Source organism: Agromyces sp. GL_144, from assembly GCF_057834305.1.
Window position 1 is genome coordinate 2,405,689 of the sequence record NZ_CM174399.1, and the last position, 14,367, is coordinate 2,420,055.

Below are 14,367 nucleotides of genomic sequence, written 5' to 3' on the forward strand. Positions count from 1 at the left end.
CATCGAGCATGCCACAGCTCACTGGGGCGGATGCCGCGGCATCCGTCGTCTCCACGTTACGCGCCGGACCGGGCGTCGGCGGCATCCGCGCCGAGCGCGGCGTCGACGAGGCCGACCATGCGCTCCGTCCCGTCGCGGTGCCCGACCGATGCCGCGGCCGCGGCCATGTCGGCCACGCGATGCGGTTCGGCGAGCAACGGGAGCAGCGTCGCACGCACGAGGTCGGGTAGGAACGCCGCATCGTCGACGAGGATCGCGCCGCCGGCCTCGACCACCTCGGCCGCGTTGAACCGCTGCTCGCCGTTGCCCACCGGGTACGGCACGAGGAGCGACGGGATGCCGAGTGCCGCGAGTTCGCAGACGGTCGCGGCACCGGCGCGCGAGACCGCGAAATCGGCGACGGAGAGCGCGAGATCCATGCGGTCGGCGTACTCGAGCAGATGGTAGTCGGCCACGCCGGGGTCGGAGACCTCGGAGTTCGCGCCGGTGATGTGCAGCACCTGCCAGCCCGCACCGGTGATCGCTTCGGCCGAATCGACCATCGTGCGGTTGATGCGACGAGCGCCGAGGGAGCCGCCGGTCCCGAGCAGCACCGGCCGGTCGGGGTCGAGGCCGAAGGACTCGGCGGCGGCTCGGCGCCCGGCCACCCGGTCGAGGTCGGCGATCTCGCGCCGGAGCGGCATGCCGACGACCTCGGCGTGCCGCAGCGGTGTGCCGGTGAAAGCGACGCCGACGGTCTCGGCCCACCGGGCTCCGAGACGGTTCGCGAGGCCCGGCCTCGCATTGGCCTCGTGGATCGCGATCGGAACGCCGAGCCGGCGTGCGGCGAGGTAGGCGGGCGTCGAGACGTACCCGCCGAAGCCGACGACCACGTCGACCTCTCGCTCGGAGATGATGGTGCGCACGTCGGAGACCGATTGCCAGAACCGCTTCGGGAACCGGACCGCCGCCCCGTCGGGCCGCCGCGGGAACGGCACCTTCGCGATGGTGAGCAACTCGTAGCCCCGCGCGGGCACCAGACGGGACTCGAGCCCCTCGGCGGTGCCGAGCACGAGGACCTCGGCGCGCGGATCGCGCTCGCGCAGATGATCGGCGACCGCGAGCAGCGGGTTGACATGGCCGGCCGTTCCGCCGCCGGCCAGCAGGTGCACGGTCATCGGGTGCGACCGGCTGCAGAGCGGGGGGCGAGGCGCGCCGCAGCCCGAGCAGCGGCACGCGCGGTCGCCTCTGGGTCACGCGCGACCGAGAGCACGATGCCGATGGCGAAGAGCGTGGTCACGAGCGCCGTGCCTCCGGCGGAGACGAGCGGAAGCGGGACACCGAGGACGGGGAAGACACCGAGCACGACTCCGATGTTGACACATGCCTGGCCGATCACCCACACCATGACCGATGCCGTGACGGCCTTCGCGAACGGCGTCTGCGCCGAGCGGAGCACGCGAGCGAACGCGAACGCGAGCAGGGCGAACAACGCGATGACGACGATCGCCCCGATCAGCCCCAGTTCCTCGCCGATGATCGCGAAGATGAAGTCGTTGTCGGCCGCCGGCAGCCACGACCACTTGGCCGTCGAGTTGCCGAGGCCGACCCCGAAGACCCCGCCGTTCGCCAGGGCGAACCGGCCGTGCTCGGTCTGCCAGCAGTCGTCGGGGTTCTCGCAGGTCTCCTGCAGGAACGCGCTGATGCGGCGCATGCGGCTGTCGCTGGTGACCGCGACGATCACGAAGAGCGCCGCGCTCAGCAGCACGGGCGGCAGCAGCAGCCGGAAGCGCACCCCGATGAGGAACAGCGCACCGAGGAGCATGAGCCCCATCACCATGACCGTTCCGAGGTCGCCGCCGAGGAGCACCAGTCCGATCGCCCCGCCGCCCACGAGCAGGATCGGGAGGATGCCCTGCCGGAAGTCGCCGAGGTGCGCCTGCTTCTTCGTGACGATGAGGCCGAGCCAGAGCACGAGCGCCACCTTGATGAGCTCGGACGGCTGGAACTGCACGGGGCCGATCGCGAGCCAGTTCGTGTTGCCGCCGATCCTGACGCCGAGCGGCGTGGCCACCACCAGCGCCTGCAGAGCGCAGGACACGATCAGCAGAGGCCACGCGATGCGCATCCAGAACCGCTCGGGGAACCGGCTCGCGATGAGCATCACCGGAAGGCCGATGACGGCGAACATGCCCTGACGGGCGGCCTGGACGAAGAAGTCGCCGTCTTCGATGCGCGACTCGACCGTCGACGAGGAGAGCACCATCACGAGGCCGAAGAGCACGAGGAAGACGGTCGTGCTCAGGAGCAGGACGTAATCCTTCGATTCGACGCGGAACACGCGTCCGATGCGGATGCGGGCGGCGACGCCCCTGCCCTCAGACCCCGGCGCCGGGGGCGTCTGCTGCGGGGTCGCCATCGGCACCACCTCCTGCTCGCTCCCGAACCGCCTGCTGGAAGGACCGCCCGCGATCGGCGTAGTCGGCGAACTGGTCCATCGATGCGGCGGCGGGGGCCAGCAGCACCGTGTCGCCGGCCTGCGCCTTCGACTCGGCGAACGCCACCGCCTGCGACATCACCGTTCCAGTGTCGGCGTCGTCGATCTCGAACAGCGGCACGTCGGGCGCGTGTCGGGCGAACGCGGCGACGAGTGCGGCGCGCTCGACCCCGATCACGATCGCCGCGCGCAGGCGGGCGGCGTGCGTGGCGACCAGGTCGTCGACGTCGACGCCCTTGAGGAGGCCGCCGACGATCCACACCACGCTCGGGTAGGCGCGCAACGAGGCCTCGGCCGCATGCGGGTTCGTCGCCTTGGAGTCGTCGACCCAGCGGATGCCCCCGGCGAGCTCGACGGTCTCGATGCGGTGGTGGTCGAGTCGGAACTCCCCCAGCGCGTCGTGGATGACGCCGACCGGGACGCCGACGGCGCGCACGAGCGCCGAGGCGGCGAGGATGTTCGCCACGATGTGGGGCACCGCGAGGCCGCGAGGCTCGAGCTCGTCGACCGTGATGATCTCGAGTGCCGACGAGTGCCGCTCCTCGAGGAAGGCGCGATCGCAGAGGATGCCCTCGACGACGCCGAAGTCGCTCGGGCCCGGCACGTCGAGGCCGAAGCCGATGGCGCGCGCGCCCGCTTCGACGTCGGCGTCCTCGACCATGCGCCTGGTCGCCTCGTCGGCCCGGTTGTAGACGCAGGCGACACGCGTGTTCGCGTACACCTTGCCCTTCGCTGCACGGTACGCCTCGGCGCCGCCGTGCCAGTCGAGGTGGTCGTCGGCGACGTTCAGGCACACGCTCGCGACCGGGTGCAGCGCGCCCGGCCCCTCGGTCGGCAGGGTGTGCAACTGGTAGCTCGAGAGCTCGACCACGAGCACGTCGAAGCCGCTCGGGTCGCGCACGGCGTCGAGCACCGGTACCCCGATGTTGCCGCAGGGGGCGGCCCGCAGCCCGTTCGCCGCGAGCAGCGTCGCGGCCAGTTGGGTCGTCGTGGTCTTGCCGTTCGTGCCGGTGACGAGGATCCAGTCGGCGGCGTTCACCTTGTCGCGCACGCGCCAGGCGAGCTCGATGTCGCCCCAGATCGCGACGCCCGCTGCGCCCGCCCATTCGAGCACGGCGTGGTCGGGGTGGAATCCCGGCGAGACGACGACGACGTCGGGAGCGAACGCGACCACCTCGTTGGGAACGACGTCGAGCGGATGCCGCAGCACGCGCACCCCGATGACGTCGAGGATCCTCGCCCGATCGTCATCGACGCTCGAGGCGGCGAGGAGGACCTCGGCGCCGAGCTCGGAGAGCGTGTCGGCCGCGGCGAATCCCGTGACGCCCGCACCGAGCACGACGACCCGGAGTCCCTTCCACTCCGCGTGCCAGCTCGTCAACCCGTCGAGACGCCCGGTCGCGGCATCCGCAGCCGTCATCGCTGCAGCCACTCGAAGTAGAAGCTGCCGACGCCGGCGGCGACGAACATGCCGGCGATGAGCCAGAAGCGCACGACGATCGTGACCTCGGCCCAGCCCTTCAACTCGAAGTGATGGTGGATCGGGCTCATGAGGAAGATGCGTTTGCCGCCGGTGACCTTGAAGTACGCGCGCTGCACGATGACCGAGCCGGCCTCGATGACGAAGATGCCGCCGATGAGCACGAGCAGCAGTTCGGTGTGGCTGAGGATCGCGAGGGCCGCCAGCGCGCCGCCGAGGGCGAGTGAGCCGGTGTCGCCCATGTAGATCTTCGCGGGGTTCGTGTTCCACCAGAGGAACCCGATGAGCCCGCCGACGATGGCCGAAGCCACGATCGCGATGTCGAGCGGGTCGCGCACGTCGTACGCGCGATACGCGTCGGCCATGTTGAGGTTCGGGCTGAAGATCGACTGGTTGAACTGCCAGAACCCGATGAAGATGAAGGACCCGATCGCGAGCGCCGAGGCGCCGCCGGCGAGGCCGTCGAGGCCGTCGGTCACGTTCACGCCGTTCGAGGTGGCGGCCGCGATGAGGCAGATCCAGACGACGTAGACGATGGTGCCTGCGATCGTGCCGAAGACCATGAAGTCGAGCGGCAGATCGCGGATGAACGAGATGTTCGTCGTCGCCGGCGTGACGCCCTCGCTGTTCGGGAAGTTGATCGCGAGCAGCGCGAACGCCGCCGCGACGGCCGTCTGCCCGGCGACCTTCGCCCATCCGCCGAGTCCGAGGCTCTGCTTCTTGCGCGTCTTCAGGAAGTCGTCGAGGAAGCCGACGAGCCCGAGCCCGACCATCATGAACAGCACCAGCAGGCCGCTGGCCGTCGGCTTCTCATTGCTGATGAGCAGGGTCGCCGCGAAGTAGCTGAGGACGGTTCCGAGGATGAAGACGATGCCGCCCATCGTGGGCGTGCCGCGCTTGACGTGGTGGCTCTGCGGCCCGTCGTCACGGATGAACTGACCCCACCCGAGCCGCACGAAGAGCTTGATGAACAGGGGGGTCAGAAACAGCGTGAAGGCGAGCGACAAGGCTCCGGCGCTCAGCAGTGCTCTCACGAGAACCATTCTCCCAGTCGGTCGCCGAGGTGGCGGAGGCCCGCCGCGTTCGACGATTTCACCAGCACGGTGTCACCGGGCCGGGCTGCGGCGACGACGAGGTCGTACGCCTCGTCGGCCGTCTTCACGTAGGCGGACTCGCCGTCCCACGATCCCTCGTTGATGGCCGTGATGTGCAGACGCCTCGCGCCCTCGCCCACCACGACGAGCTGCGAGACGCCGAGGCGAACCGCGAGCAGGCCGATGCGGTCGTGCTCCTCGCCCGAGAACTCGCCCAGCTCGCTCATCTCGCCGAGGACGGCGATCGTGCGGGTGCCCGGCGCCTTGACCTGGGCCAGCGTCTTGAGCGCCGCGCTCATGGAGTCGGGACTCGCGTTGTACGCATCGTTGATGACGGTGATGCCGTCGCGGCCGCCCATGACCTGCATGCGCCACTGTTCGGCCAGGGTCACCGACTCGAGCGCCGCGACCACGTCGGCGAGCCCGACGCCCAGTTCGACGGATGCCGCGACCGTCGCGAGCGCGTTCATGACGTGGTGCTCGCCGAGCACGCCGAACCGCACCGAGGCGGACTCGCCGCCGGGGACGTGCACGGTGAACTCGGTTCCGCGGGCGTGCACGACGACGTCGGTCGCGCGCACGTCGGCGTTCGCGCCGAGCCCGAACGTGACGACCCCGGCCTTCGTGAGCCCGGCCATGGAGGCGACCCGCGGGTCGTCGAGGTTCAGCACCGCGACATCCGTCGGGAGCAGGTCGGTGACCATCTCGGACTTCGCGCGCACCGTCTGCTCGATGCCGCCGAACTCGCCGGCGTGCGCGAGGCCGACCTTCAGCACGATGCCGATGTCGGGCCGCGCCATGCGCACGAGTCGGGCGATCTCGCCGACGCCCGAGGCGCCCATCTCGGCGACGAGGAACCTCGTGTCGGCCTCGAGCGAGAGCATCGTGATCGGCGCGCCGACCTCGTTGTTGTACGAGGCGCGGGCCGCGACCGTTGGCCCGACGCGTTCGAGCACGGCGCGCAGCAGGTTCTTGGTCGTGGTCTTGCCGTTGGAGCCGGTGACGCCGACGATCTTCAGGTCGCCGGCCTCGCGCACGCGCGCGACGACGGAGGTCGCCAGGTCGCCGAGGGCGACCACGGAGTCGGCGACCACGATCTGCGGCACGTCGAGGTCGAGTTCGTGCTCGACGACGAGCAGCGCCGCGCCCTGCTGCGCTGCGGCAGGTGCGAAGCGGTGGCCGTCGTCGAACTCGCCGCGCTTGGCGAAGAACACGTCGCCGGGCACGATCTCACGCGAATCGGTCGTGACGGTGCCCTCGATCACCGTCTCGGGCGAGGTATCGGTGCCGCGCGGCTCGAGCGTGCCGCCGACGGCGTCGGCGATCTCGCGAAGGGTCAGGGCGATCATGCGGGCCAGCCCGCCTCGCGGAGCGCGCTTCTCGCGTCGTCTCTGGCTGAATACGGGATCTTGACGCCTTTCACTTCGTGGTAGTCCTCGTGGCCCGGGCCGGCGTAGAGGATCGCGTCGCCGTCGCCCGCGAGCGCGAGCGCGGCACGGAAGGCCGCGCGGGGGTCGGCGATCTCGTGGATCTCGCGGTCGGGGACCGCGGCGCGCGCACCCTCGATGAGCGCCGCGCGGATGGCCGCGGGGTCCTCCCATCGGGGGTGGAAGTCGGTGATGACCACGACGTCGGCGCCGCGGGCGGCGATGGCGCCCATATCGGCGCGCTTCGTGGTGTCGCGGTCGCCGTCGGCGCCGAACACCATGATGAGGCGCCCGGTCGTCGTGCGCCGGATGGCGTCGAGCGTCTGCAGGAACGCATCGGGGCTGTGCCCGTAGTCGATGTAGACGATCGGGCCGTGATCGCCCGAGATGCGCTCGGCGCGACCGGGGATATAGGCCTCGATGCCGCCGTCGCGCGAGAGCGCCGCCTCGATGCGCGCGAGATCGTATCCGGCCTCGACGAGCATGACGATCGCGAGCGCCGCGTTGGCCGCCATGTACCAGCCGAGCAGCGGCACGCGCGTCTCGAGCCGGCGGCCGCCCGGGCCCTCGAGCAGGAACGACGTGTGGGCCGGCTGCTCGTCGAGCACGGTGATGCGCCAGTCGGCCTCGACCTCGGGCTCGGTCGTCAGGGCCGTGACGGGAATGCCGGCCTCCGCCGCCAGGCGCCTGCCCCAGTCGGAGTCCACCGTGACGACGGCGCGGCGGGACCGCTCGGGCTGGAACAGCTCGCGCTTGGCCTCGTAGTAGACCTGCATCGACGGGTAGTCGTCGAGGTGGTCGTGCGTGAGGTTCGTGAAGCCGGCGACGTCGAAGACGAGGCCGTCGACCCGGTGCCGCGACAGGGCCTGCGCGGAGACCTCGATGCCGACGGCGCGCACGTCGACCTCGCGCATGCGGGCGAGCAGGGCGTGTAGCTCGCTCGCCTCGGGCGTCGTCAGCGAGCTCGTGACGGCCTCGTCGCCGATGCGCCGCTCGGCGGTCGAGGTGAGCCCGGCCGTCACGCCGAGCTGGCGGAGGATGCCGTACAGGAGGTAGACGACGCTCGTCTTGCCGTTGGTGCCGGTGACCGCGAACATCGTCGCCGGGTTCTCGTCGGTCTCGTGGATCCATGAGGCGACCGCGCCGAGCGCGGCGCGCGCGTCATCGGCGACGAGCACGGGCAGCCCCGACTCGGCGGCGAGATCGACGCCCGCGGAATCGGTCAGCACCGCGACCGCACCGGCGTCGCGCGCCGCCGCGGCGTACTGGGCGCCGTGCGCATTGCGCCCGGGAACGCCGACGTAGAGGTCGCCGGCCTGCACGGTGTTCGAGGACAGCACGACGCCCGTGGCCTCGAGGTCGCCGAGATCGCCGCGCACCTCGAACCCGAATCGCTCGGCCAGCGCCGGGAGCGATCGAGGCTCGGGATGCTGCGGCCGGAGGGCCGTGGGAGGCGATCCGGTCACGAACCCAACTTTCTCACCAGGTGGCTGGCAGGTCAGGCGCCGGAGCGCCGGATGGAATCGTCCGATACTTCGTCAGCACCTGGCTCATGACCTTCTGGAACACGGGAGCGGATGCGGCGGACGAATTCATCTTAACGGCATTCATGTAGCTGACCGAAACGACGAACTCGGGGTCGTCGGCCGGGGCGAAGCCCGAGACCGAGACGAGGTATTCGGTGCGGTACCCGCCGTTGCCGTCGGGCACCTGCGCGGTTCCGGTCTTGGTCGCGACGCGGTAGCCGGGGATGTTCCACTGGTCGGCGAGCCAGCCCTGCGTGTAGACGTTCTCGAGCATCTCGCTCGTCTCTTTCGCCGCCTTCTCGCTGATGACGCGAGTGCCCTTCGAGGTCGTCTTCGTGACCTTGCCGTCGGGGTCGGTGCAGCTCTCGACGAGTTGCACGGGCATGCGCACGCCGCCGTTCGCGATGGTCTGGTAGGCGCTCGCGACCTGCACGGCCGTGGTCGTGAGGCCCTGGCCGAACATCGTCGTGTACTTGGTCTGGTTGTCCCAGTCGTCGGGGCTCTCGCCGTGCAGGTCGCCCGACTCCTCGCCGGGGAACCCGACCTCGCTCACCCGGCCGAAGCCGAACTTCTGCATGTACTCGAAGCGCGCCTGGTCGGACATCTGCTCGCCGAACTTCGCGGTGGCGGTGTTCGAGGAGTCGATGAGCGCACCCGTCAGCGTGTACGGCGTGTCCTCGTGGGCGAAGCTGTCGCGGAAGTTCGCCCCGTTCGGCGCGTCGTAGACATAGGGCGCGATGACCTGGCTCAGCGGGTTCGCGACGCCGGCGTCGATGAGGGATGCCGCGGTCACGGCCTTGAACGTCGAGCCGGGCTCGAACGGCGCGGTGAACGTGCGCGAGCCGCGGTCGGACTCGTCGGTGGCCGAGGGGTTGTTCGGGTCGACGGTCGGCACGTCGGCCACGGCGAGGAGCTTGCCGGTCTTGGCCTCCATGACCGTGACGGTCGCCCACTCGGCCTGGACCGCGAGTCGCTGCTCCTCGGCGATGCGCTGCACCTCCCACTGCAGGTCGGAGTCGATCGTGAGCTGCAGCGTGCCGCCGTCCTTCGCCTGCTTGTGCACGACCTGGGTGCCCGGGATCTCGACCCAGTCCCGCAGGCTCGGGATGTACGTGACCTCGCCGTCCTCGCTCGCGAGGCACTGGTCTTCTCCGAGCTCGAGGCCGGCGTCGGCCTCACCGTCGCTGTTGACCCAGCCGAGGAGGTTGCCGGCCACCGCGCCGTTGGGGTAGTTGCGGCTCGGATGCGGGTGCGGAACCACCCACGGGATGTCGAGCGCCTGGACCTTCTCGTAGGTGTCGACATCGACGAGCTTCGCCACGTAGGCGAAGTCGGAGTCCGGGTTGTCGGCCAGCGCGGCGGTGATGATGCCGAGCACCTGGTTCTGGGTGAGGCCGACGACCTCGCCGAGCTCGGCCGCGATCTGCTCGAGCGGCACGTCGACCCGCTTCGTCTTGGACGGGTCGGCGGGGTCGGGCTCATCCCGGGCGACCGGTCCCTTCTTCGCGTTCTTCGGCGAGAGGGCGATGTCGTAGCGCATCACGCTGTCGGCGAGCACGGTGCCGTTGCGATCGACGATCTTGCCACGGGTGCCGAACACGGGGATCGGCACTGTCGAGCGCACCTCCTCGGCCTGCTCGTTCAGGGCTGCGGCCCGCACCACCTGGATGTCGACCAGGCGCACGACGAACACGATGACGAGCAGCACCAGGACCACGCCGGCGGCGAGGATGCGCCGCATCGGATGTCTGCTGATGCGATTCATCTGCGGCCTCTCGGGTGGTGCGGTGGATCGGTTCGGATGGTCAGTGCGTGCTGGGCGTGGGCAGCGAGTCGCCGACGGCCGGCGGCGGCGCTTCCGGCGTCACCGCCTCCGGTGCCGCTGCACCGACCGCTGCGCCGTGACCCCCCACGGGTGCAGTCTCTCCCGCGGCCTGCTCGGTCACGAGCGGCACGCCGACGATCAGCGCATTCGGCACGAGGGCCGCGGATGCCGTGCTGCCGCCGACGGCAACGGTCGGCTGGCCGAGCACGGCGCCGTCGCTGAGACGCAGGAGGACCGGGTTGGTGTTCGGCACCATGCCGAGCGCCTCGGCATTCTGCGCGAGGTACTGCGGGGACTGCACGCGATCGAGGTCTTCGGCGAGCTTCTGCTGCTCGCGCGAGAGCTTCGCCTGGCTGGTCTCGTATCCGTCGACCTCGTAGGCGCCCTGCGTGACGGCGATGGAGAGCAGCAGTTGGGCGAGGGCGATGACGACGACGCCGCTGATCGCGATCACGGCGTACGCCAGGCGCGGCTTGGGCCGGCCCGCCGCGTCGGGCACGGGCCGGAGGATCTCGGGGACCCAGTTGCGGCGTCGGGACGGGCTCGGCGCGCCAGGAGCCGGAAGAGCGGTCATGACGCCCTCCTCACACGCTCGGCCGCACGCAGGCGCACGGGCTTGGCGCGCGGGTTCTCGGCCTGCTCGGCCTCGCTCGCGAGTTCGGCGCCGCGCACGAGGAGCTTGAACTGCGGGGCGTGCTCGGGCAGCTCCATCGGCAGGCCCGCCGGCGCCGACGAGGTGGTGGCCGCCTGCAGCACGCGCTTGACGATGCGGTCCTCGAGCGACTGGTAGGCCAGCACGACGATGCGCCCGCCGAGGTTCAGCGTCTCGAGCGCGGCGGGCATCGCCCGCTGCAGCACGGAGAGCTCTTCGTTCACCTCGATGCGAAGCGCCTGGAACACCCGCTTGGCCGGGTGGCCCTGGCGCTGCACGGCGACCGGCGTGGCCGCGGTGATGATCGCGACGAGTTCGGCCGAACGCGTGATCGGACTCGTCTCGCGGGCCTGCACGATCGCCTTCGCATAGCGCCCCGAGAGCTTCTCCTCGCCGAAGTCCTGGAAGATGTGGCGGAGCTCGACCTCGGAGTACGTCGCGATGATGTCGGCGGCGGTACGGCCCGTGGTGCCGTCCATGCGCATGTCGAGCGGGGCGTCCTTCGAGTACGCGAAGCCGCGCTCGGCCCGGTCGAGCTGCAGCGAGGAGACGCCGAGGTCGAAGAGCACCGCGTCGACCTCGTCGAACCCCTCGGAGCCCACCGCGTCGGCGATGCCGTCGTACACGGTGTGCACGAAGCGCGCACGGTCGCCGAACCGGGCGAGCCGCTCGCGGGCGATCGCGAGCGCGTCGGTGTCGCGGTCGAGACCGATGACGGTGAGCGCCGGGAAGCGTTCGAGCATGGCCGCCGTGTGACCGCCCATGCCGAGGGTCGCGTCGACGGCCACGGCGCCGTCGCGGCCGAGGGCCGGTTCGAGCAGCGCGAGCGTGCGCTCGAGCATGACCGGGGTGTGGATGCGTTCGATGTCCATGATGTCTCCGGATCGTGTCCGACGGATTCCGATCCCCATCCGTTCGTCCTGTTGCGGGGAAGTGCAGCAGGCGCGTACGGCTGGGAGTCGCAACCCGCGGGCTAGAAGAGCCCGGGAATCACCTCCTCCGCCGTGTCTGCGAAGGCCGCCTCCTGCTCGGCGAGGTACGTCTGCCATGCCGTGGCATCCCAGATCTCCACCCGGCTGCCCGCGCCGATGACCGTGAGGTCTCGGTCGAGGCCCGCGTAGCTGCGAAGCGTCGCGGGGACGGTGATCCGGTGCTGCTTGTCGGGGGTCTCCGCGGACGCCCCCGAGAGGAAGACGCGCATGTAGTCGCGCGCCTGCTTGCTCGTCACCGGGGCTTGGCGGATCTTCTCGTTCATCTGCTCGAACTCCCGGGCGCTGAACACGTAGATGCAGCGCTCCTGACCGCGCGTGAGCACGAGTCCGGTCGAGAGCTCGTCCCGGAATTTGGCCGGAAGAATGACGCGGCCCTTCTCGTCGAGCTTCGGCTCGTAGGTCCCGAGGAACACCGCACCACCCCCTTTCCTCCGACCAGGATCCAGGTAGCCCCACTTTACTCCACTCCCATCCACCGATCAACGGCATCCGGATGCTTCGACTCGTCCGATCGCCCAGCATCCCCGGAAACACGCGGAACATCGCGGTGGAGGATGGTGGAGGAAAAGTCGCCGAATCGGGAGTGTCGGGAGCCTGCGGATGCCTCGTCCCGACGTCAGCGCGCCGAGCGGCTGCGATCAGTGCCGGTCGCGACCTTCCGACGGTCGGGCCGCAATCGCCCGGACACGACGAAACGGGCCGATCCGAGGATCGACCCGTTCAGGTGTGGAGGAAGGTGGAGGGCTCAGTCGCCGCGCTCCTGGCGGCGGTCCCAGCGATCGTTGAGGCGATCCATGAATCCGGCGGACTGCTGGCCCTTCGCGCTGCCGGCCGGCCCGTGCTCGGTGGGCGCCGGCGTGGCCGCGCCTCGCTTCGAGGGCGTGATCGCGACGAGGACGCCCGCGAACATGAGCGCGAAGCCGACGACGCCGACGACGAGCACCTGCAGGGCCACCCCCGCGATGAGTGCTCCTGCGCCCGCGACCGCGAGCAGCACGCCGAGCACGATGGCCCGGTAGTTCGGGCGACGACCGCGTACCCCTCCGACCGCATGGACGAAATCCGCATCGTTGCGGTAGAGGTTCCGCTCCATCTCCTCGAGAAGACGTTGCTCCTGCTCTGAAAGCGGCATCTCTTTCCCCTCAGGCTCGGGACCGACGCATCCGGGGACATTCTAGCGCTGCCCGGCCTCGCTAGGCTAGGCGGGTGGCTCACGGTTCTCGACTTGTCGATCTGGTTCAAACGCGCATCGACTCGTTCCTCGACGAGCGCACCTCCATTCTCCGCTCCGTCAGCCCCGACCTCGAACCGCTCGACGAGTTCTCAAGGCGGTTTCTCAGCGGCGGCAAACGCTTCCGGGCGCTCTTCTGCTATTGGGGCTGGGAGGCGGTGAGCGGCAGCGGGTTCGACCCGTTCGCCGACGCAGACGAGCGCGACCTCTCCCCCATCGTCACGGCCGCCTCCGCGCTGGAGCTCTTCCACGCCGCCGCGCTCATCCACGACGACATCATCGACCGGTCCGACACGCGACGCGGGGCCCCGTCGGCGCACCGGCTCTTCGAGCGCATGCACGACGAGGCCGGATGGCTGCGGCGCAGCGACGAGTTCGGCACCTCGTCGGCGATCCTCCTCGGCGACCTCGTCCTGGGCTGGAGCGACGAACTGCTCGACGAGGCGCTCGACCCGCTCGCCGATCGCTCGGCGGCACGTGCGGCCAGGGCCGAGTTCGTCCGCATGCGCACCGAGGTGACCGCGGGGCAGTACCTCGACATCCTCGCCGAGCAGTCCTGGCACCGGCGCGGCGACGACGAGCAGCGCGAGATCGCCGAACGCGTCATCACGTTCAAGGCGGCGAAGTACTCCGTCGAGGCGCCGCTCGCGCTCGGCGGGCTCATCGCCGGCGGCCAGGCAGCGCAGATCCGTGCGCTGCGCGAGTTCGGCCTGCCGCTGGGCATCGCCTACCAGCTGCGCGACGACCTGCTCGGGGTGTTCGGCGACCCCGAGATCACCGGCAAGCCGAGCGGCGACGATCTCCGCGAGGGCAAGCGCACGATGCTCGTCGCCGCCGCGCGCGAGCGGCTCGCGCCCGGCGCACGGGCACTCCTCGACGAACTGCTCGGCGACCCCGAACTCGACGATTCCCAGATCCGCACGCTGCAGCGCACCATCGTCGACTGCGGTGCCGTCGACGAGATCGAGGGCATGATCGCCGACGAGGTCGCCCGCGCACGTGCGGCGCTCGTCGACGCCCCCCTCAGCGAAGTGGCCCGCACCGAGCTCGGGTCGCTCGCCACGACCGTGAGCCGCCGCACGAGCTGAGGCTCACGCGCACCGCACCGCACCGACGGTCGAGCGGATGCCGCGGCGGCGCCCCCGATCGAGCGGGTGCGTTCAGCGGGGCCGAGGGATCAGGCGAGCGCCTGGGCCACCCGTCGGACCTCGGCCTTGCGACCCGCGCGGAGCGCGGCGATCGGCGTCGTGCCGAGACTGTCGTCGTCGTTCAGCAGCCAGTCGAGCGCATCGGCGTCGCTGAATCCGTTGTCGCCCAGCACGATCGCCGTGCCGAGCAGTTCGGGAAGCGGGGCGCCGTCGCGGATGAAGTCCGCCGGCACCTTCAGCACGCCGTCGATGCGCGCCGCGAGCAGATGACGGTCGTCGATCATGCGGCGCACCCGACTCGGGGTCGAGTCGAGGAGCTCGACGAGGTCGGGCACGGTCAGCCATTCGGTGGCGGCGGCGTCTGGCGCAGTCGGATCGGTCACGGTTCAAGCCTAGCCAGCGCGACGCCTCCGCCGGAACCGTCTCTTCGAGCCGCCGCGGCGCCGCGCGCGGGCGGGTGGCGGCCCGATCACCGGTTCGCGCGACTCCCGGGACACGCGCCGAGGACGTTGACTC

13 protein-coding genes are annotated in these 14,367 nt (G+C 70.5%); 1 reads left to right on the top strand and 12 read right to left on the bottom strand.

Annotated features, from left to right (window positions below; all coding sequences use genetic code 11):
- Positions 1-56: 56 nt before the first annotated feature.
- From murG to AC3IPY_RS10995, 11 genes are all read right to left on the bottom strand, one after another.
- Complete coding sequence (murG, locus tag AC3IPY_RS10945) at positions 57-1,157, bottom strand: undecaprenyldiphospho-muramoylpentapeptide beta-N-acetylglucosaminyltransferase (RefSeq protein ID WP_489184325.1); 1,101 nt, start codon at positions 1,155-1,157, stop codon at positions 57-59.
- Entirely contained in the window at positions 1,154-2,398 is a 1,245-nt protein-coding gene (gene ftsW, locus AC3IPY_RS10950; protein WP_489184326.1) for a putative lipid II flippase FtsW, read from the bottom strand. The genes murG and ftsW overlap by 4 nt, the downstream gene beginning before the upstream one ends.
- Complete coding sequence (gene murD, locus AC3IPY_RS10955) at positions 2,358-3,896, bottom strand: UDP-N-acetylmuramoyl-L-alanine--D-glutamate ligase (RefSeq protein WP_489188303.1); 1,539 nt, start codon at positions 3,894-3,896, stop codon at positions 2,358-2,360. The genes ftsW and murD overlap by 41 nt, the downstream gene beginning before the upstream one ends.
- Entirely contained in the window at positions 3,893-4,990 is a 1,098-nt protein-coding gene (mraY, locus tag AC3IPY_RS10960; RefSeq protein WP_489184327.1) for a phospho-N-acetylmuramoyl-pentapeptide-transferase, read from the bottom strand. Before mraY ends, murD begins: the two co-directional genes overlap by 4 nt.
- Positions 4,987-6,399, bottom strand: a complete 1,413-nt coding sequence (locus AC3IPY_RS10965) for a UDP-N-acetylmuramoyl-tripeptide--D-alanyl-D-alanine ligase (RefSeq protein ID WP_489184328.1) — start codon at positions 6,397-6,399, stop codon at positions 4,987-4,989. Before AC3IPY_RS10965 ends, mraY begins: the two co-directional genes overlap by 4 nt.
- On the bottom strand, positions 6,396-7,943 hold the full coding sequence (locus AC3IPY_RS10970; protein WP_489184329.1) for a Mur ligase family protein: 1,548 nt from the start codon (positions 7,941-7,943) through the stop codon (positions 6,396-6,398). The genes AC3IPY_RS10965 and AC3IPY_RS10970 overlap by 4 nt, the downstream gene beginning before the upstream one ends.
- Positions 7,944-7,956: 13 nt before the next feature.
- Positions 7,957-9,768: a peptidoglycan D,D-transpeptidase FtsI family protein gene (locus AC3IPY_RS10975; RefSeq protein WP_489184330.1), complete on the bottom strand. Its 1,812-nt coding sequence runs from the start codon at positions 9,766-9,768 to the stop codon at positions 7,957-7,959.
- A gap of 40 nt (positions 9,769-9,808) precedes the next feature.
- Positions 9,809-10,402: a cell division protein FtsL gene (gene ftsL / locus AC3IPY_RS10980; RefSeq protein ID WP_489184331.1), complete on the bottom strand. Its 594-nt coding sequence runs from the start codon at positions 10,400-10,402 to the stop codon at positions 9,809-9,811.
- On the bottom strand, positions 10,399-11,352 hold the full coding sequence (gene rsmH / locus AC3IPY_RS10985; protein WP_489184332.1) for a 16S rRNA (cytosine(1402)-N(4))-methyltransferase RsmH: 954 nt from the start codon (positions 11,350-11,352) through the stop codon (positions 10,399-10,401). Before rsmH ends, ftsL begins: the two co-directional genes overlap by 4 nt.
- 101 nt (positions 11,353-11,453) lie before the next feature.
- Entirely contained in the window at positions 11,454-11,885 is a 432-nt protein-coding gene (gene mraZ / locus AC3IPY_RS10990) for a division/cell wall cluster transcriptional repressor MraZ (protein ID WP_489184333.1), read from the bottom strand.
- A 332-nt stretch (positions 11,886-12,217) separates the two neighbouring features.
- Entirely contained in the window at positions 12,218-12,604 is a 387-nt protein-coding gene (locus AC3IPY_RS10995; protein ID WP_489184334.1) for a DUF3040 domain-containing protein, read from the bottom strand.
- A gap of 74 nt (positions 12,605-12,678) precedes the next feature.
- On the opposite strand from AC3IPY_RS10995, the gene AC3IPY_RS11000 reads away from it, so the two are divergent.
- Positions 12,679-13,791, top strand: a complete 1,113-nt coding sequence (locus tag AC3IPY_RS11000; protein ID WP_489184335.1) for a polyprenyl synthetase family protein — start codon at positions 12,679-12,681, stop codon at positions 13,789-13,791.
- 89 nt (positions 13,792-13,880) lie between these two features.
- Here AC3IPY_RS11000 and AC3IPY_RS11005 read toward each other — a convergent pair whose 3' ends face one another.
- Positions 13,881-14,234 (bottom strand): Rv2175c family DNA-binding protein, encoded by a 354-nt coding sequence (locus AC3IPY_RS11005; protein WP_489184336.1) that lies wholly within the window; start codon positions 14,232-14,234, stop codon positions 13,881-13,883.
- Positions 14,235-14,367: the final 133 nt, after the last annotated feature.